We start from the raw sequence: 19,065 nt of genomic DNA, 5'->3' as shown, positions 1-19,065 counted from the left end.
CCAAATAACAAATGATATGAACTCAAACCAAAATCCATTCAACGGAAAGTTTCCCCAAGACGTAACCAAAAAGCCAGGTGAAAATGCCATATTTATAGTCTACGGCCTGAAAGAATCATCCGAGACTCTTGATAAGGTAAAAGATGTCTGTGCAAACTTTTCAGCACTGATACGTAGCATGCGCAACCGTTACCCGGATATGAAGTTCAGTTGCACGATGGGATTCGGTGCCGATGCCTGGAAACGTCTGTTCCCGGAGCAAGGAACACCCAAAGAACTGGAAACTTTCAAAGAGATCAAGGGAAGTAAGTTTATCGCTGTATCCACACCCGGTGATATCTTATTCCACATCCGTTGCACAAAGATGGGATTATGCCATGAGTTTGCTTCTATCATTGACGAGAAACTTCGAGGAGTCGTATACTCGATCGATGAGACACATGGTTTCAGGTACAGAGACGGTAGAGCCATTATAGGATTCGTGGACGGTACCGAAAACCCGGGAGTAGATGCCAATCCCTATCATTTCGGTGTGATCAGCGATGACGCGCCCGAGTTTGTCGGGGGAAGCTATGTCTTTGTGCAGAAATACATCCATGACATGGTTGCATGGAATGCACTTCCCGTAGAAGAACAGGAGAAGGTGATAGGCCGCCATAAATATGATGATGTCGAATTATCGGATGAAGAAAAGCCCAAGAATGCGCATAATGCCGTAACCAACATTGGTGACGATTTAAAAATCATACGCGACAATATGCCTTGGGCTAATACTTCGAAAGGAGAATACGGTACGTACTTCATAGCCTATGCAAGTACATTCACTACCACCCGGCAAATGCTTGAAAACATGTTCATCGGCAATCCGGTCGGCAATACCGACCATTTACTGGACTTCAGCACGCCACTGACGGGGACACTTTTCTTTGTTCCCTCCTACGACCTCCTGAATAAACTGGGAGATTGATGCCAGCTAACGATGCTGCCGCCCAAAGTCGGACTGACTTTGGGCGGCAGCGTCGTTATATACAGAATCAGTTGAGTTAATCTCCAAGCCATCTTTTACCGGCCAACTTTACCGCAAACAAACACCTTACATTGATAAGGTGCCAGCCTTACAAACATCTTTCCCTCCGGTTGCAGCACGTTTTTTGTTTCTATATCATAGACTTGTTCCAAAGATAAATCTTTTGCCGTCTTGTCATTCAGTTCGACATCGACCGGAGAAGTAGCACGGTTGAAGCATGCCACCGCCTTACGACCGTCCGCAAGAGGTTTCACCCAAATATCATAATAATCGGATCTTATCACCCTTTCCGCCTGTTTCCCGAGTATATCCTGATTGATGGCAATCAAATCCGGATTGAGGAGAATTCCCGATATGGAATCATTCATCTGCCTCACATCATTTCCGCATAGCAACGGTGAAGCCATCATGCACCATAGACTAAAATGTGATTTATACTGTTCCAATGTACAGCCTCCCGAAGCTCCATGCCCGTTCGTCATACTCTTACCCCCAATACCTACCACCAACATATCGGGATCATTCCATCCCGAAGGAGATGCATAATCACTCAACGGGGCATTGATCTCAAGGATATTCATAATTCCACGTAATCCCCCCATCTCCGTAGCCTCCTTATTCCACATATCACTGATATCACCGGATACCCTCCAATAATGTCCGCCCACCTGCTTAGCCCATTTCCAAGGTTCACGCTGTCCCCATTCGCAAATAGAAAAAACGATAGAACGCCCTGTAGCTTTCAATGCCCGCCCCATCTTGGCATATCTTTCCATAGCCTCTGCCTGTCCTGCCGGTGCATTGCAATAATCATATTTTAATAAATCGACTCCCCAATCGGCAAAGTCTTTCGCATCTGTCTCTTCAAATCCATAACTACCGCATACTCCTCCACAAGTCTTATCGGCAGCATCCGAATAAATGCCCAGCTTGAAACCACGTTCATGCAAATAATCGGCTACATACTTTATTCCGCGCGGAAACTTCGTTTTGTCAATCTGTATATGACCGTCGGCACCCCTATCGGGCAATTGCCAGTAATCATCGATATTGATATATGAATACCCCAAATCACGCATACCGTTCTCCACCATTGCATCGGCAGTTTGCAATACCAATTCTTCAGTCAGATGATGTCCGAAAGTATTCCAACTGTTCCATCCCATCGGAGGAGTCAGTAATAGGTCATCACCGATTCGTATCGCCAACTTTTGCGTGGTGGTGCCCAATTCGTTCCTTGCCGTTAATGTCACGGTATATTCTCCTTTCCGAAAGACCGTCCCCGAAATGATTCCGGTATTGGCATCCAATGTCAAGCCTTCGGGTAATCCGTGGGCTTCCCATCGAATCGGACGTTTTCCAGTCGTAGGAATATAAAACAGGAACGGTGATGCCGGATAATTCCCGACTGCACAGGGAGCATTGATAACCGGAGTTCCTTGAAATGGTGAACCCGATGCTCGGGTACTTGCCGCAACAGTTGCAGAACAAATGAATAACAGTCCGCAGAGGAACCAGAATGATCGTAGATTTTTCATATGAGTATAAGTATATAAAGCCAACCTTATTTTATCAAAGTTTTCAGCTCTTGATATAACGCCTCCGTAAGGATACTGCTCTTCGAGTTGAAAAAGATTTCTTTACCGGACTTCTCAGTGAAGACGATGTAGGGTTTAGTATGCGATGCAAGGAACATCAGGCACAATCCTCCTTCCCTGAGTTTGAACCATCCCTTATTCGTGCCTCCCATAGAAAACCCGTTCAAACGGAGCGTCACATCCGGCAAAGTATCCGATAAGCGAATCTCCGAAATCTCTCTCAATGCCCGGGAAGTCCCGTACATACCTGTGAAAACAAGTTTATTCCCCTTCACCTTTATGTCGGCGGGCGCACTGCCATACACCATAAAAGAGGCAATTACCGCAACAATGACCATACTGAAGGCAACCACATACTTCCGGCTTTTCTTCGGTGGATTATGGTCGAACTTATTCGCTTTGAGAATAAGATACGGAATGTAAAGCACAGGCAGAAAATAACAGTAACTTGCCCAATCGGCATGCCCTACCCCCAGACAAGCGTAATAAAACAGTAAAACCGCTGTTCCCAAACCTACAAGACTGTAACACATGAATGTGGACAAGCCCTTTACATCCACATTGCGCTTCTCTTCTTTAGACATCGTGTTATATCCTGCTATGAGTATCGGAAAACGCTTTACCAGCACCCCAAGACCGATGAGGATAAAAGCTGTTGTTAGAATTGTAGTTTCCATCTTTGCCTTTGAATAATAAATGACTCCGAAATATAAGAATTATTCTTCAAAAAACACTTGCCACCTTGTCATTCATTCTAATTTGTTAAAGATAAATATGAGTTTGAAAACATTAATGGCTGATCCGGCTTCACCGTCTGCCGTACTCATAAACTTTGCGGGAAATTCCGGCTATAATGGCAGCATTTGTTTTATCATCTTCTTTGGAATCACTCACAAAGACGGCAATCGAATATTGCCTGCCATCAGGTAAACGCACAAATCCCATATCGTTGTCGCCCGCTTTTATTCCCTCTTTGTTTCGTCCGGAAGAACCGGTCTTGTGACCCAAGACGGCATCTTCGGGCAATCCGGCTTTCAATTTGTCATTGCCCGTGGAAGTCTCTATCAACGTTTCCTGCAAAAACTCTTTATACACAGGATTCTCGAACATGGGTTCACGGTGAAACTTTTCCATCAACTGAATGACAGAAAGCGGTGTTGCCCAATTGAGGTACTGACAATCAAAAGCTTCATTCAACTGCTCTTCCGTCGCCTTGATTTCAAAGTTTTCTATTCCCAATCCCCGCACATAGCTGTCGACTGCTCTCGTACCACCGACAAAGCGAAGCAGAATGTCGCAAGCATTGTTATCACTCTGTGAGATGCTGTATCTTAATAAGTCGGCAACCGATATCTTAAAATTTCCTTCCGGACGCGCATCTCTGAGAGGACTCCACGTATCGGGAAGTAAATCAGCCTTGCCCACAAATACTTCCGTGTCGAGTGGCAGATCATCCTTATCCAAATGATCGAGTACGGTTAATGCCAGATGAAATTTAAAAACGCTCATCAGAGGATAACGGTGATCATTGTTATAAGTGAACGGTGCTTGTCCGTCATAAACGACAGCCACTCCTACCGTTGCCTTTTTCCCTTGCAGCAATGAATCTATATCGTCCTTCAACGAACGTTGCGCCTGTACATACGATACTACCGACAAAAGGCACACCAACAAAATATAACGAACCGATTTCAAGACTATCTTATCATTTACCATACCATTCTAATATTATAATGTCACAAAAATTGCAGAAGTCAGAAAAGCATCAGCGCTTTCTTAAGTTTTATCTGTCCAAACATTCGTCCTTCAACAGAAGTTTCGCCAACCCTTCTACGTCATCAACGATATAACCGGCTCCTGCTTCGCTCAATTCTTCACGATCACCGTATCCGTAAAGCACACCGATGGAGTCTATTCCCACTTTCCCGGCTCCTATCATGTCATGTTTACGATCACCGATCATGACGACTTTACTCAGATCCGTGACTCCGTTCTCATGCAAGACGTAATCTATGACATCGGCTTTAGTATAACGCGAACCGTCCATGCCGCTCCCACCGATGAAAGAAAAACAGCTATCGAGATGGAAATGTTTCAAAATACGTTTTGCCAACACTTCCGGTTTGGAGGTAGCTACCATTAACTGATAACCTTGTTTACGGGCTTTCTCCAGAAACTCAGGAATGCCCGCATAGACTTCATTCTCATAAAGTCCCTTGTCGGCATAGCGTTCGTGATACTTGTCTATGGCCTTTGCTATCTGTTCGTCCGTAAACTGATAATACTCTCCGAAAGACTCCCGCAAAGGCGGTCCGACAAAGGGACGTAACTTATTAAGGTCGTCCACATGGATATCGAAATAGGAAAGTGCATAAGCTACGGAACGGGTGATGCCCGGTATCGAATCTGTTAAAGTGCCGTCAAGATCAAAAAGAAGATATTGATATTTAGATGACAAATCTGAAGTTTGTTTCATACTCTATAGTTTTTTGTGCGGCAAAGTTAGTTGAATTTTCCTAATTTGACGCAAAAGGGGGCATCCATATGTGCAATAAAAGCTTATCTGTTCAGCCGAGTGACGTATCGGTATTCCCCGGCTTTTGACACCGATTGCTCTTCTATCGCCTGAAGATGAGCCGTAAAGCCTTTTATCGACATGTCGAGTGCCGTCCTGCCTACCGGACAGTCCGAACAAAACAAGTGAAGACAGTTAAGGTACGATGTTTTACACCCCCATGTTTCACTGTTAAACATGTACATGTCTGACAGTCAAACACCCCCATGTTTCACTGCGAAACATGGGGGTGTAAAACATCATACCTTCAGAAGATAATGACCGTACCTTATAAACAAAGGAAGGCAACCTCTGCTATAAACAACCTGCTACTTAAAATATAGCAGGTGCTTATCTTCCTAAACTCCTAAGAAAAAATGCACTTTTCTAATCACTTTCTAATTTCATCTTAGTTTATTATAATCGCCTACGGGCGGTCTTACGAAAGGAGAGCCTTACTTTTGCGCCAAATTATAGAAAAGATGAAAAGGCTGATTATTATTTTATTCATTATCTCACTCTGCGGACAGGGCTTATATGCACAAGGAAATTGTTTAGAACTCTCACTAAAAGAGGCGGAAAAAATATTCCTTGAACGAAACCTGGCTTTGATTGCCGAACGATATAACATCGATAAGACAGAAGCACAAGTAGCCCAGGCAAAACTGTTCGACAACCCAGTAATATCACTTGAACAAAATATATATAACCGTCTGAACGGCAAATATTTTGATGTGGGAAAAGAAGGAGAATCCGGTGTAGAGATAGAACAAGTTATCAATCTTGCCGGACAAAGGAACAAACGAGTTCGTCTGGAAAAAGTTAATAAAGAGATTGCCGGCTATCAGTTTGAAGAAGTGTTACGTACACTGCGCAGCGAGTTGAACACGACCTTCGTAGAAGTTTACTACCTCACTCGTTCGTTAGAAATATATGACAAAGAAATAGAATCCGTCAGCCAACTGCTGCAAGCCACTAAAATGCAACAGAGCAAAGGGAATGTCTCTCTCATGGAAAGTTCCCGGCTGGAAGCCCTATTATTGTCGCTAAGGAAAGAGAGAAACGAGCAGGAGAACGATCTTATCGAACGAAAAGGAGAATTGAACTTATTATTAAACCTTCCTGTAGGACAAGAAGTAAACTTATTGTTGGACGACACAATGCTGAGACAAGCAGACCCCGCTGCCGTCTCCTTCACCGATCTGAGCCATATGCTCGCCCTCCGTCCCGACCTGAAGATGGCACGAGCCAATGTAAACGCAGCCAAAGCCAACCTGAAACTTCAACGTTCACTCGCTGCGCCCGAATTCTCCGTAAAAGGGATATACGACAGGGCGGGCAACTTTATCAATAATTATTTCGCTTTAGGAATCAGCCTTTCCATTCCTATCTTCAATCGCAACCAGGGAAATATCAAGTCCGCAAAACTAGATATACAACAGAACGGTAAAGAAGAAGAATATGCCATCGAGAAGGCGCACAAAGAACTTTATTCTGCTTACAGCCAATTGCAGAAAGCTGTAGAACTATGCCGTTCGTCCAATGACGAATTGGAACAAAATTTCGGACACCTCATCGAAGGGGTAAACGAAAATTTCCAAAAGCGTAACATCAGCATGTTGGAATTCATCGATTACTACCAAAGCTATAAAGAGACCTGTCTACAACTATACGAGTTGAAAAAGAACATACTGCTCGCGATGGAAAATCTAAACACAATTGTCGGACAAACTGTATTTAACTACTAATATGAATATGAACCGGATTTTATTACCCGCCTGTCTTTGTGCCGCCTTATTGGGCGCTTGCACAGACTCCTCCGTTACACCACAGCCAACATCTCAGGAACTTTTCCTGACCGACAGCCTAAGAAGCATAGTATCGGTCGATACTGTCCGCATCGATGAAGTGACCGATGAATTAACGCTCAACGGCAGAGTCACTTTCAATCAGGAACAGGTAGCCCGTGTATTTCCTATCTTCGGAGGAACTGTTACCGAGGTACGTGCCGAAATTGGCGATCATGTCCGCAAAGGTGACATACTTGCCACCATTCGTAGCGGAGAAGTAGCAGACTACGAAAAACAAAAAAAAGAAGCTGCCCAACAACTCATCATAGCCCGCCGCAACCTGCAATCGACAGAAGATATGTATGCTTCCGGCATGGCTTCAGAGCGCGATGTACTGCAAAGCCGCCAGGAAGTGAGCAATGCCGAAGCTGAAGAGAAAAGAATAGAAGAGATCTTCTCCATCTACCATCTGGCAGGAAAATCGGTTTACCTAGTGAAAGCTCCCGTGTCGGGATTCATTGTCGAGAAGAATATCAACAAAGAGATGCAGTTGCGTTCCGACCAAAACGATGAAATGTTTACCATCTCCGGCCTGGAAAATGTCTGGGTCATGGCAGACGTCTACGAAAGCGATATCAGCAAAGTACATGAGGAAGCCCCTGTACGAATCACTACCCTCGCTTATCCCGGGAAAGAGTTTGCCGGACACATCGATAAGGTATATAACATGCTGGATAACGAGAGCAAAACCATGAACATCCGCATAAAGCTCACCAACGAAAATTATCTGTTGAAGCCCGGCATGTTCACCAACGTATTTGTGATAAGCAAGTCTTCCGACCGTAAGCTTCCACGCATTGACTCTCACGCCATCGTTTTCGAAGGGGGAAAAAATTATGTAGTAACCGTGGCTGATAATGGCAAACTGGAAATAAAGGAAGTGGAAATCTACAAGCAATTGAGTAAGGACTGCTACCTTTCTTCGGGTTTAACCGAAGGAGAGCGGATACTGAACAAAAATACATTGCTGGTTTATAATGCATTGAATGCAGAGTAACAACGGAGGGACAAACGATGCACAAATTCATAGACAACATTGTAGCTTTCTCGTTGAAGAATAAATTCTTCATATTCTTCTGTACCACGATAGCTATTATTGCAGGAGTAGTTTCGTTCAAGCATACTCCTATCGATGCCTTCCCCGATGTGACCAACACCAAAGTCACCATCATCACCCAATGGCCGGGAAGAAGTGCCGAGGAGGTGGAAAAGTTCATAACCATTCCCATTGAAATAGCCATGAACCCGGTACAGAAAAAGACTGATATCCGGTCAACCACCCTTTTCGGACTTTCCGTAATCAATGTCATGTTCGAAGACCAGGTGGAAGATTTCACGGCTCGCCAACAAGTCTACAACCTGCTGAACGATGCTGACCTGCCGGACGGAGTGACACCGGAAGTACAACCGCTTTACGGCCCTACGGGTGAAATTTTCCGCTATACGCTCCGCAGTGACAAACGCAGTGTACGCGAACTGAAGACGTTGCAGGACTGGGTGATCGAACGCAATCTACGTTCTGTGTCGGGTATAGCGGACATTGTTAGTTTCGGAGGTGAGGTAAAAACATTCGAAGTCAGTGTCAACCCACACCAACTGATCAATTACGACATCACGGCCTTGGAACTTTACAACGCCATTGCCAACAGTAACATCAACGTTGGCGGAGATGTCATTACCAAAAGCTCGCAAGCTTATGTGGTACGAGGTATCGGTTTGATAAACGACTTGGAAGAATTGAGAAATATCGTAGTGAAGAATATTAACGGGACACCGGTACTAGTCCGTCATTTGGCAGATGTACACGAATCCAGCCTGCCCCGGTTGGGACAAGTAGGAAGAATGGAAGAGGACGACGTGGTACAAGGCATCGTTGTGATGCGTAAAGGAGAAAATCCGGGTGAAGTGATTGCCGCGTTGAAAACAAAGATTGAAGATATCAACAAGAACATCCTTCCCGAAGACGTGCAGATTGTACCGTTCTACGACCGTGAAGATCTGGTAAACCTGGCGGTAAACACCGTAACCCATAACCTGGTCGAAGGGATATTACTGGTAACTTTCATCGTACTTATTTTCATGGCGGACTGGCGCACAACGGTGGTCGTCGCCATAGTTATCCCGTTGGCTTTACTGTTTGCCTTTATCTGCCTGCGCGCCATGGGCATGTCCGCCAACCTCCTCTCAATGGGAGCCATCGACTTTGGCATCATCATCGATGGGGCAGTAGTAATGGTAGAAGGGGTATTTGTCGCTCTTGACAAGAAAGCCAAAGAAGTAGGTATGCCAGCTTTCAACTTAATGTCGAAAATGGGACTTATCCGTCATACAGCGAAAGACAAGGCAAAGGCAGTATTCTTTTCAAAACTGATCATAATCACCGCATTGATCCCTATTTTTTCTTTTCAGAAAGTAGAAGGAAAAATGTTCTCACCTCTTGCTTATACACTGGGGTTTGCTTTGTTAGGGGCTTTGTTGTTTACGCTAACTTTGGTTCCGGTGATGTCATCCATGTTACTAAAAAAGAATGTACGCGAGAAAAACAACTTTTTCGTGCGCTTCGTCAATGAGAAAGCAACATCCTTTTTCAATAAATGCTATGACCATCGAAAGCTGACAATCGGACTGGCAAGTATCGTTGCCGTCATCGGTCTGTGGATGTTTACATGGCTGGGAACAGAGTTTTTACCACAGTTGAACGAAGGCTCCATCTATATTCGTGCCACGCTGCCACAAAGTATTTCACTGGACGAATCCGTCAAACTTGCCAACCAGATGAGACGTAAACTGGTTGCCTACCCCGAAGTACGGCAAGTACTCTCACAAACCGGAAGACCTAACGATGGAACGGATGCCACCGGATTCTATAATATCGAGTTTCATGTAGACATCTATCCCGAAAAAGAATGGAAAAGCAAGCTGAGCAAGTTGCAACTGATCGACAAGATGCAAGAAGATCTCTCACTCTATCCGGGTATCGATTTCAACTTCTCACAACCCATCACAGACAATGTGGAAGAGGCGGCTTCGGGAGTAAAAGGCTCCATCGCTGTAAAGGTGTTCGGTAAAGACCTCTACAAGTCCGAGAAGATAGCGATGGAAATAGACAAGATTCTGAATACGGTTCAGGGGATTGAAGACCTTGGCGTTATCCGGAATATCGGACAGCCGGAACTCCGCATCGAGCTAAACGAGCAAAGCCTGGCACGTTACGGTGTGGCAAAAGAAGACGTGCAATCGATTATCGAAATGGCCATCGGGGGAAAATCCGCCTCATTGCTATATGAAGACGAACGGAAGTTCAACATCATGGTACGCTACAAACCGGAATTCCGCCAGAACGAGGAAGAGATAGGAAAAATATTGGTACCGACCATGAACGGTACAATGATCCCTATCAAGGAATTGGCGGAGATTAAGACTATCACCGGGCCACTGCTGATATTCAGAGACAATCATACACGTTTCTGTGCCGTGAAGTTCTCTGTCCGCGGACGGGACATGGGCACAGCCGTAGCCGAAGCACAGAAGAAAGTGAATGCATCCGTCCATTTGCCCGAAGGATATACATTGAAATGGACGGGAGACTTCGAGAACCAACAACGGGCAACTAAAAGGCTTTCACAAGTGGTTCCCGTTAGTATTGCCATCATCTTCATCATCCTGTTCGTCTTGTTTTCAAATGCACGTGATGCCGGCCTAGTGCTGTTGAATGTCCCGTTTGCCGCTGTGGGTGGAATCATCGCACTTCTTATCACTCATTTCAACTTTTCCATATCGGCAGGAATCGGTTTTATAGCCTTGTTTGGCATTTGCATTCAAAACGGAGTTATCATGATCTCTGACATCAAGCACAATATTCAGTCGAAACTGCCTCTACCGGAAGCGATTAAGACCAGTATGCGTTCCCGTGTACGTCCCGTAGTGATGACTGCTGCCATGGCTGCCATCGGATTAATGCCTGCCGCCATGAGCCACGGCATTGGTTCCGAATCACAACGTCCGCTTGCCATTGTCATCATAGGGGGATTGATAGGTGCTACATTCTTTGCTCTATTCATCTTTCCATTGATTGTAGAGATGGTTTACGAGAAAATGTTGTATGACAAAGAAGGAAATCTGAAACAAAGAAAGTTGTAAAGAATAAAAGCACTATATTTGTGAAAAGTGAAGAGTGAAAAAGGAAAAGTGGCAAATAGCTGCATGACAGGACGAGGAACACTCTTCACTTTCATTTTTCACTATTAACTCTAAACTCATTTTATGGCAAAGATACTATTGGCTGAAGATGAAATAAATATTGCCTCGTTTATTGAACGAGGCCTACAGGAATTCGGACATACGGTCGCCATCGCTCATGACGGTGCATCCGGTTGGGAATTATTGCAAAACGAAGCATTCGATCTACTCGTTTTAGATGTCATCATGCCACGGATGAACGGCTTGGAGCTTTGCCGTCAATATCGCCAAAGAGAAGGGTATCAAACTCCGGTCATCATGCTTACCGCACTGGGTACGACGGAGGATATAGTGAAAGGGTTGGATGCCGGTGCAGATGATTATCTTGTAAAACCATTTAGCTTTCAGGAACTGGAAGCACGCATCAAGGCACTCCTCCGCCGGGGAAAAGAGACTGCCGCCCTGCAACTCACTTGTAACGATCTGGTGCTGGATTGCAATACCCGGCGCGCCCAGCGAGGCGATATTTCCATCGAACTTACCGTAAAAGAATACCGGCTTTTGGAATACTTCATGACACATCAAGGCACGGTACTCTCCCGTCTAACATTATTGAAAGATGTGTGGGACAAGAATTTCGATACTAACACCAATGTGGTAGACGTTTATGTAAAATACCTCCGCAACAAGATTGATAAAAATTTTGAAACTAAACTCATTCATACTGTCGTAGGAATGGGATATATAATGGGCGTACAATAATCCGGAAAGTAAGAGCATGAAAATCGGTTCGAAGATTGCACTGTTTTATACCATTATCACTGTTGGGGCAACGGCAGTGGTAGTTATGATATTCTATTTTTTCACATCCCGCTACATCAATAATTTATTCGATTCGTATCTTATAGAAAAAGCCTATCTCACAGCGCAGAAGCATTGGGAAAAAGATGAAGTGGATGAATCCAGCTATCGTGAAATCCAACAGAAGTACAATGAACTTTTGCCACAGGCACAGGAGATTTTGCTCAACATCGACAGTATCCCCATTGCAGTGAGTGATACGCTTGACAAATACCTCGATGTCGGCCAACAAACACGTCTGTTCAAGAACATGCCTGTCACCTTTATACACGGCAATCTGAGAGGAGCCGCCTTGCACTATCCGGACAATGAAGGAAACTTTATCGTTCTAGTAATGTCCGGCAATCATTACGGTCGCGACATTCAGAAACACATCCTCATACTTGCTGTTATCCTGCTTCTGATCAGTTGCGGTTTCATCTATCTTATCGGAACCATCTACGCCAACAGAATTCTCCTACCCCTGAAACACCTATTGAAAGAATTGAAACGCATTCAAGGCAACAATCTTAATATCCGGATGAAAACCGTCAACAATAAAGACGAACTCGACGAACTGATCCGGTCACTAAACGATATGCTGGATAGAATAGATACTGCTTTCCAAGCGGAAAAGTCATTTATCAGTAATGCATCCCACGAATTGAATAACCCGCTTACAGCGATTCAAGGCGAATGTGAAATAGCTCTTCTCAAAGAACGCTCACCAAAGGAATATATAGAATCACTGCAACGTATTTCAACAGAAAGCAAACGAATCACCTTGTTAATAAAGCATTTGTTGTTTCTTTCCCGTCAGGACAAAGAAATCCTGGAAAGTACTCGGGAACAGATTGACCTTGCCAATCTTATGGACGACTTAAGCATACAATATCCGCAAGTAATATTCAGTCCGGACAAAAATGCTGGAGGCATCTTTGTCTCCGCCAATTATCAACTACTGCGCATTGCCCTGCAAAATTTCGTGGATAATGCCCGGAAATATTCTAAAGAGGCAGTGGAAATAGGGTTGTTTGTAAATAATGGTGTTCCTACAATCGAGATAAAAGACTATGGCATTGGTATCCCGGAAGAGGAATTGAAACATATTTTTCACTCTTTCTACCGGGCAAGCAATACACGGGAATATAAGGGGCAAGGCATCGGATTGAGTTTATCCAAAAAGATCCTATCCGTTTACGGGGGGAAAATCACAATTGATTCTAAAGTTAACACCTATACAAAAGTAACGGTAGCGTTCATGTAAAACGTAAAAAAGGCATCCGGAGATTTACTCCGGATGCCTCAACATTATGCGGTTAGCGTTCCCGCTCTTTTGTTACAGATTAATATCTATCGCCTCTGTCGCCGCGACCACCACCGTAACCACCGCCACGATTATAGCCACCACCGCGGTTTCCACCACCGTTATAGCTGCGACGCGGAGCAGATTCTGTTCTTGGACGAGCTACAGATACAGCCAGCTTTCTACCGTCTACTTCTGCTTCGTTCAATGCAGCAATAGCCTTGTTACCAGCTTCCTCATCAGCCATTTCTACGAAGCCATAACCTTTAGAACGGCCAGTGTCTTTGTCTGAAATTACTCTTGCTGAGGCTACTTCTCCATACTCTGCAAACAACTCTGTTAAATCGGAATCGCTAATGTTATAGCTCAATCCTGCAATAAAAATGTTCATTGAAAAAATAATTAAAACTTAAAATAATAAAATGATTTTGTTAGAGAAGTCTTGTTAAGGAGATAAATAACACTACAATTACATTGAGAGGAAACATATCTTTCTTACAGAAATCTTTAAAACGTGGTAAATATAGGCATTAACCTTAAATTGTGAAAAGAAATCGGCAAATACTTTCAGAATTACCCCAAAAAAGATGATAAATGTGACAAAAGGAGGTCAAAAACTGAAGGTAATGCCTGTCATACATGCCCACTCCCATCGGTGAAGGGCTATGTTGTATTGATAATGGACCCCCGCCTTTAACTGGAAATTCTTCGTTAGTCCGTAAGTTAGTCCTCCATAGACTCCGACAGTGTACAAATTGCGAAGAGAGCGATGACGATCTGAAACCGAATTTGTAGAAAGAGACAAAGACCATTTATCTGTCAATTTGAATTTGGGAGTTGCATTGGGATAAATCGTATATGGCTTTGAAAGGACGGAACTCTTTTGATGGGGCAGAAGAGACTTGTCAGGACGACATGTTTTTATGTCAGACAAAGAAAACGGAGTCAGAGGAAATTTGAAAGTCCCCGGTCTTGCTTCACCGGGGACTGAAATCAAATCATCCAGATGAAGACCCTCGAAAGGAACTTCCTGCGCCGCAAGGGGAACGGAACAGAACAGAATAAGAATAGTATAGCAACAAATCTCCCTCATGCGAGCGTCTGTTTTTTATACATTAGACGCTGGCATGAGGGAAATGCTGCAAAGGGAAAATGAAAAATAAGTTAACCTGTCATTTGCGACAGCGACGGCTACGACGGCTTTGGATCTGCCTGCGTTTGTAACGTTGGATTCGTTTATAAATCATCCAAATGCTCATCGCACCTATTACTACAAAAATAAGGATAGTGATCCCTACACCGAGATTGTCTCCTTTGATACGTGACCATATCTCAAGAACATCTTTTGTTTTATCACCAAAATCACGGATCATGGCACAACGTTCCACTACTTGACGATCGGGATACTGGATACGGTTAATCTGAATGCTGTCTGCATCGGGGCCAAAGAAATAACTAAGATCGGAATAATAGGCAAGTGTCGTGTCTATCTTCTCTTCCAAAATTTCAGGAGAAGCAATCGAACTGACATATCCACAAGCATCCATGTTACGGATAGCAATGTCGGGACGACACATGAAATTAATAAAATAGCTGGCAGCTTCGGGATTACGGGCGTATTTAGGAATCACCCAACCGTCATACCAGATATTGCTCCCCTCTTTCGGCACTATATAGTCAAGATCAACTCCTACGGCCGAGGCTTCGTCAATGGCCCACATAGCATCACCGCTCCAAGTCATATTGATCCACGCTTTGTTTTTCGTCATCATCTCTTTACCGAAATCAGCTTCCCAGCCGGCAATGTTAGGCTTCATGGCCTTGAGATATTTCTCGGCAAGTGCCATCGCTTCGGGCGAATAGTCGTTCATCAATTCTTCAACGGTAACTTTCCCTTCCTCCAAATCTTTGGCATGGGCATAGATAATGGCAGTGCCATAGGCATCCCGATAGCTATCTTTCATCAAAATCTTGCCTGCGTATTTTTTATCCCAAAGACAGCTCCAACTATCTGCATCCTCTTCCGTTAAAAAAGCTTTGTTATAAAGGATGCCTGCCGTACCCCACATATAACAGACTGCATATCTGTTGGCGGGTCGTCCCGGTTGGCTGAGCTTTGCAATCTGTTCACGAATGTAAGGGGAAACATTATCCATATAATCGGGCGAATGGGCAAAACTCGTGTCAATGGGTAGCAACAAATCTTTCTTCAGCATACGCTCGATAATGTATTCCGAAGGGCAAACGACATCAAAATCTTCATGCCCTTTCTCTATTTTGGTAAGCATGATTTCGTTGATATCAAAAGTCTGGTAGACAATGCGTATGTCTTCACCGGTCTGCTCCTTATAATAGGCTTGAAAATCTTCTAATACACCATCCCCGATATAATCCGCCCAATTATAGATCTTCAAAACGTTCTGCCTCGGTTCACCGCTATTATAGCATCCTGCAAGCAGTAACCCCAATAATCCTATATATAAAAACTTCTTCATAAAACGATTTATATAAATGCCCGTTTACACCTAACGCTTACCATTATTCCGGTTGCGGGATACGCCCGCCCTGTAATTAATAACGATCAACAATGCCAATACCACGACGAATATGATCGTAGACAACGGCCTGAGTTCAGGAGTCAACCCTCCCTTACGGGCATCGGCATAAATATAGGTAGACAATGTTTCCAATCCTTCATTTCCTATAGTAAACACGGTTACAGCGAAATCATCAATCGACAATGTCAATGCCAACATAAACCCGCTGATCATTCCCGGACGTATCTCCGGAATAATCACTTTACGCAACGCCTGCATCGGAGTAGCACCCAAGTCGAGCGCTGCCTCGTAAATATTAGGGTTCATCTGCTTCAGACGCGGCAAAACACTCAGTACGACATAAGGCGTACAAAAAGTGATATGCGCCAGCACTACCGTGGTATACCCCTGTGAAATGCCTAAAGAGACAAAAAGCAGGAAAAGCGATATACCGGTAATGATGTCTCCATTCAAGATCGGAATACTGTTTACAAAACTGATTGTCTTCCGGGCTCGACTCTTCAGATTGAATATGCCGATAGCAGTGACACTCCCCAATATCGTAGAGGCAGTGGCGGCAATCAAAGCGATAGTAACGGTGTTCACCAGCGCATTCATCAATGAATGATGCGTTCCCGATGTAAACAGTGAAGAATACAATTTGGTTGAGAAGCCTGTCCAGTTTCCCAATACTTTAGCTTCAGTAAACGAATAAATCACAATAATCACGATCGGTGAATAAAGCAACAACAACAGAAGCCATAAATAAGATTGCGCAAGAATTTTCTTTACCATAACCCTCCTCCTTCATTGGTATTGTCTTTGTCGTCCGTACTGAAAAGTGAAGTGGCGGCAATGAGCAGTAACATGATAAGCGAAAGAGCCGCACCGTAGTTCCACATACTGTTATTGATATTTTCCTGAATGGTCGTACCGAAAAGTTTAATATTGTTCATGGTCAATAATTCGGCAATGGCAAAAGTGGAAATGGTCGGCATGAACACCATCATTATTCCGCTCATCACTCCGGGCATAGACAAGGGAAGAACAGCCTTGAAAAAGACTTGTATCGGATTAGCACCCAAGTCCTGAGCCGCCTCTATATAACTATGATCCATCTTCTGCAATGTGTTATAGATCGGATAAATCATGAAAGGGATGAAATTATATACCATACCGAATATCAACGCCCCTTCACCCAACGGCATACTGAAGAAATCGAACAAGGCGACAGTGGCAAGCGTGCGTACCAGAATGTTGATCCACATCGGAAGAATAAACAATACCACCAATGTTTTAGAACGGTTAAGTTTGCTATTGCTCAATATCCAAGCGGCTGGATACCCTAATAAGAGACAGACAAGTGTCGTGATAATAGCTATCCCGATGGAATAAACAAATGTATTGATCGCTTCATGATGAGTAAAGAACTTTTCAAAGTTTTCTAATGTCAGATGCCCGTTATCATCGGTAAATGCATAGACCACAATAAGAAGCAAAGGAATAACGACGAATATCGCCGAAAAAATAATATAAGGCAGAGTCCAACTCTTGCGTGATGAGAAAAAGACCGATAATTTATTCATCAATTACAAATTACTCTAATTATAATCAGGAACTATATGAAACCATTTTTTTAATTTTTAGAAGAGGCATGTTGACTATGTTTCAGGTAATTCGTTATCAGTGATTCGCAATTATCCTGATTCCGTCGGGAGGAATGGTAATTCCCACCCGATCGCCGTCATCCCATACGTCGTTTGTATCCACAAACACATTTTCATCCCAGTCAGACCATACGGTCAGGTGATAATGATCTCCTTTATAAAGAATAAACTTTATTTCACCCGTCAACGTACCGTCTTCTTCGTTATCCTGAAGGATGATCTTATCAAAACCCACTTCGACATGTACGCTACTTCCCGGTTCAATACCGACCACGGGAAGACACTCGAAATTACATCCTAAAAATTCCACATGTGTCTCATCTACTAGTTTTCCTTCGAATGTATTGCAAACGCGTTCCTTTTTCATGATATGAATATCGAACGGTTTAACGAGCAATCCCACTTCAGCGCCCACTTCAAAATGATGATAATCCTGCACTAAGAATTCATACCCGTTACAAAGCACTGTCATCTCGTAGTGTACACCTTTAAAGACGGATGACTGGACTACTCCCACCAATTGTGCCATGTCGGATACGGGAAAAATATATAGGTCTTCGGGACGAATCACGACATCAACGGGCATATGTTCTCCAAAACCTTCGTCCACACATTCGAACTCAGTACCGCAAAAACGAACAAGCTTATCTTTTATCATCGTACCGTTCAATATGTTACTTTCCCCGATGAAATCGGCCACGAAAGAGTTGATCGGCTCATTATAAATATCGATCGGTGTACCGATCTGCTGGATTTTTCCTTCGCTCATTACCACGATCGTATCGCTCAGGGTTAAAGCTTCTTCCTGATCATGGGTGACATAAACAAATGTGATGCCCAATGTCTTGTGCATCTCCTTCAACTCCATCTGCATATCTTTACGCATCTTCAGATCGAGGGCGGCCAAAGGTTCGTCAAGCAACAAAACTTCCGGCTCATTAACAATAGCACGTGCAATGGCAACACGTTGTTGCTGACCACCGGAAAGGGAATCGACATCCCTGTATTCATAATCGGTCATGCCTACCATCTTGAGAGCAGCTTTCACTTTCTTTTCAATAATCTGTTTCGGTGTTTTTTTCAACTTCAAGCCGAAAGCGATATTATCATATACATTCAGATGCGGGAAAAGAGCGTACTTCTGAAAAACGGTATTCACTGGGCGTTTATGAGGTGGAGTTTGCGTAATTTCTTTCCCGGATATTTTGATTTCACCTTCCGAGGCAGTTTGAAAACCAGCGATAAGGCGCAACAAAGTGGTCTTGCCACATCCCGAAGGTCCCAGGATTGTGACAAACTCCCCCTTTTTCACGTTTAAGGTCACATTATCAAGGGCAGTCTTCTCTCCGAAAAACTTAGATACGTTATTTACCTCGATAATGGATTTGTTTTCTTGCATATTCATACTAATTTGGGGTGCAAAGGTACAAATTTCTACGATTTCATCCTACCTGTTAATCTAATATAACAATGAATTCACCCGGCTGTAGGAAAAATAATCTATCTT

At 43.7% G+C, this 19,065-nt stretch carries 17 protein-coding genes; 6 read left to right on the top strand and 11 right to left on the bottom strand.

Translation table 11 applies throughout. From position 1 onward, the window contains the following. The first annotated feature begins 16 nt into the window (after positions 1–16). Positions 17–967 (top strand): Dyp-type peroxidase, encoded by a 951-nt coding sequence (locus H8744_RS13135; protein WP_262435266.1) that lies wholly within the window; start codon positions 17–19, stop codon positions 965–967. Between the two features lie 95 nt (positions 968–1,062). Here H8744_RS13135 and H8744_RS13130 read toward each other — a convergent pair whose 3' ends face one another. From H8744_RS13130 to H8744_RS13110, 5 genes are all read right to left on the bottom strand, one after another. After that, the gene (locus H8744_RS13130; protein WP_262435265.1) at positions 1,063–2,565 is read right to left on the bottom strand and encodes a putative Ig domain-containing protein; all 1,503 of its coding nucleotides are present in this window, start codon (positions 2,563–2,565) and stop codon (positions 1,063–1,065) included. Between the two features lie 26 nt (positions 2,566–2,591). Beyond that, positions 2,592–3,302 (bottom strand): DUF3784 domain-containing protein, encoded by a 711-nt coding sequence (locus H8744_RS13125; protein WP_262435264.1) that lies wholly within the window; start codon positions 3,300–3,302, stop codon positions 2,592–2,594. 130 nt (positions 3,303–3,432) lie between these two features. After that, a complete protein-coding gene (gene bla / locus H8744_RS13120) occupies positions 3,433–4,341 on the bottom strand; it encodes a class A beta-lactamase, subclass A2 (protein ID WP_262435263.1) in 909 nt (302 codons plus the stop codon). 67 nt (positions 4,342–4,408) lie between these two features. Beyond that, positions 4,409–5,101: an HAD family hydrolase gene (locus tag H8744_RS13115; RefSeq protein WP_262435262.1), complete on the bottom strand. Its 693-nt coding sequence runs from the start codon at positions 5,099–5,101 to the stop codon at positions 4,409–4,411. An 83-nt stretch (positions 5,102–5,184) separates the two neighbouring features. After that, the gene (locus tag H8744_RS13110; RefSeq protein WP_262435261.1) at positions 5,185–5,385 is read right to left on the bottom strand and encodes a hypothetical protein; all 201 of its coding nucleotides are present in this window, start codon (positions 5,383–5,385) and stop codon (positions 5,185–5,187) included. Between the two features lie 276 nt (positions 5,386–5,661). Here H8744_RS13110 and H8744_RS13105 point away from each other — a divergent pair, with 276 nt between their 5' ends. The 5 genes from H8744_RS13105 to H8744_RS13085 all read left to right on the top strand — a co-directional run bounded on the left by H8744_RS13105 (position 5,662) and on the right by H8744_RS13085 (position 13,315). Next, positions 5,662–6,927 (top strand): TolC family protein, encoded by a 1,266-nt coding sequence (locus H8744_RS13105; RefSeq protein ID WP_262435260.1) that lies wholly within the window; start codon positions 5,662–5,664, stop codon positions 6,925–6,927. Between the two features lies 1 nt (position 6,928). After that, positions 6,929–8,026, top strand: coding sequence for an efflux RND transporter periplasmic adaptor subunit (locus tag H8744_RS13100; RefSeq protein WP_305067373.1), 1,098 nt, complete (start codon positions 6,929–6,931; stop codon positions 8,024–8,026). A 17-nt stretch (positions 8,027–8,043) separates the two neighbouring features. Continuing rightward, positions 8,044–11,169: an efflux RND transporter permease subunit gene (locus H8744_RS13095; RefSeq protein WP_262435258.1), complete on the top strand. Its 3,126-nt coding sequence runs from the start codon at positions 8,044–8,046 to the stop codon at positions 11,167–11,169. 123 nt (positions 11,170–11,292) lie between these two features. Further along, positions 11,293–11,970 carry a response regulator transcription factor gene (locus tag H8744_RS13090; RefSeq protein ID WP_262435257.1) on the top strand — a complete coding sequence of 226 codons (678 nt, stop codon included), beginning with the start codon at positions 11,293–11,295 and terminating at the stop codon, positions 11,968–11,970. A gap of 16 nt (positions 11,971–11,986) precedes the next feature. Beyond that, complete coding sequence (locus tag H8744_RS13085; protein ID WP_262435256.1) at positions 11,987–13,315, top strand: sensor histidine kinase; 1,329 nt, start codon at positions 11,987–11,989, stop codon at positions 13,313–13,315. A gap of 79 nt (positions 13,316–13,394) precedes the next feature. Here the strand turns inward: H8744_RS13085 and rbp are convergent, their stop codons facing one another. The 6 genes from rbp to H8744_RS13055 form a co-directional block, all read right to left on the bottom strand. Beyond that, positions 13,395–13,745: an RNA-binding regulator gene (gene rbp / locus H8744_RS13080; RefSeq protein ID WP_262435255.1), complete on the bottom strand. Its 351-nt coding sequence runs from the start codon at positions 13,743–13,745 to the stop codon at positions 13,395–13,397. Positions 13,746–13,964: 219 nt separating this feature from the next. Further along, on the bottom strand, positions 13,965–14,447 hold the full coding sequence (locus H8744_RS13075; protein ID WP_262435254.1) for an OmpA family protein: 483 nt from the start codon (positions 14,445–14,447) through the stop codon (positions 13,965–13,967). Between the two features lie 79 nt (positions 14,448–14,526). Continuing rightward, a complete protein-coding gene (locus H8744_RS13070; protein WP_262435253.1) occupies positions 14,527–15,849 on the bottom strand; it encodes an ABC transporter substrate-binding protein in 1,323 nt (440 codons plus the stop codon). Between the two features lie 30 nt (positions 15,850–15,879). Continuing rightward, positions 15,880–16,686, bottom strand: coding sequence for an ABC transporter permease (locus H8744_RS13065; protein WP_262435252.1), 807 nt, complete (start codon positions 16,684–16,686; stop codon positions 15,880–15,882). After that, positions 16,680–17,477 (bottom strand): ABC transporter permease, encoded by a 798-nt coding sequence (locus H8744_RS13060; protein WP_262435251.1) that lies wholly within the window; start codon positions 17,475–17,477, stop codon positions 16,680–16,682. Before H8744_RS13060 ends, H8744_RS13065 begins: the two co-directional genes overlap by 7 nt. A 97-nt stretch (positions 17,478–17,574) precedes the next feature. Continuing rightward, a complete protein-coding gene (locus H8744_RS13055; RefSeq protein ID WP_305067372.1) occupies positions 17,575–18,963 on the bottom strand; it encodes a polyamine ABC transporter ATP-binding protein in 1,389 nt (462 codons plus the stop codon). Between the last annotated feature and the right edge of the window lie 102 nt (positions 18,964–19,065).

Source organism: Jilunia laotingensis, from assembly GCF_014385165.1.
Classification (GTDB): Bacteria; Bacteroidota; Bacteroidia; order Bacteroidales; family Bacteroidaceae; genus Bacteroides; species Bacteroides laotingensis.
This window is presented reverse-complemented; position numbering and strand designations above follow the sequence as displayed.

Coding starts and splice junctions, on each gene's coding strand:
- H8744_RS13135 (WP_262435266.1), top strand. CDS start 17: ATGAACTCAAACCAAAATCCATTCAACGGAAAGTTTCCCCAAGACGTA.
- H8744_RS13130 (WP_262435265.1), bottom strand. CDS start 2,565: ATGAAAAATCTACGATCATTCTGGTTCCTCTGCGGACTGTTATTCATT.
- H8744_RS13125 (WP_262435264.1), bottom strand. CDS start 3,302: ATGGAAACTACAATTCTAACAACAGCTTTTATCCTCATCGGTCTTGGG.
- bla (WP_262435263.1), bottom strand. CDS start 4,341: ATGGTAAATGATAAGATAGTCTTGAAATCGGTTCGTTATATTTTGTTG.
- H8744_RS13115 (WP_262435262.1), bottom strand. CDS start 5,101: ATGAAACAAACTTCAGATTTGTCATCTAAATATCAATATCTTCTTTTT.
- H8744_RS13110 (WP_262435261.1), bottom strand. CDS start 5,385: ATGTACATGTTTAACAGTGAAACATGGGGGTGTAAAACATCGTACCTT.
- H8744_RS13105 (WP_262435260.1), top strand. CDS start 5,662: ATGAAAAGGCTGATTATTATTTTATTCATTATCTCACTCTGCGGACAG.
- H8744_RS13100 (WP_305067373.1), top strand. CDS start 6,929: ATGAATATGAACCGGATTTTATTACCCGCCTGTCTTTGTGCCGCCTTA.
- H8744_RS13095 (WP_262435258.1), top strand. CDS start 8,044: ATGCACAAATTCATAGACAACATTGTAGCTTTCTCGTTGAAGAATAAA.
- H8744_RS13090 (WP_262435257.1), top strand. CDS start 11,293: ATGGCAAAGATACTATTGGCTGAAGATGAAATAAATATTGCCTCGTTT.
- H8744_RS13085 (WP_262435256.1), top strand. CDS start 11,987: ATGAAAATCGGTTCGAAGATTGCACTGTTTTATACCATTATCACTGTT.
- rbp (WP_262435255.1), bottom strand. CDS start 13,745: ATGAACATTTTTATTGCAGGATTGAGCTATAACATTAGCGATTCCGAT.
- H8744_RS13075 (WP_262435254.1), bottom strand. CDS start 14,447: ATGAGGGAGATTTGTTGCTATACTATTCTTATTCTGTTCTGTTCCGTT.
- H8744_RS13070 (WP_262435253.1), bottom strand. CDS start 15,849: ATGAAGAAGTTTTTATATATAGGATTATTGGGGTTACTGCTTGCAGGA.
- H8744_RS13065 (WP_262435252.1), bottom strand. CDS start 16,686: ATGGTAAAGAAAATTCTTGCGCAATCTTATTTATGGCTTCTGTTGTTG.
- H8744_RS13060 (WP_262435251.1), bottom strand. CDS start 17,477: ATGAATAAATTATCGGTCTTTTTCTCATCACGCAAGAGTTGGACTCTG.
- H8744_RS13055 (WP_305067372.1), bottom strand. CDS start 18,963: ATGAATATGCAAGAAAACAAATCCATTATCGAGGTAAATAACGTATCT.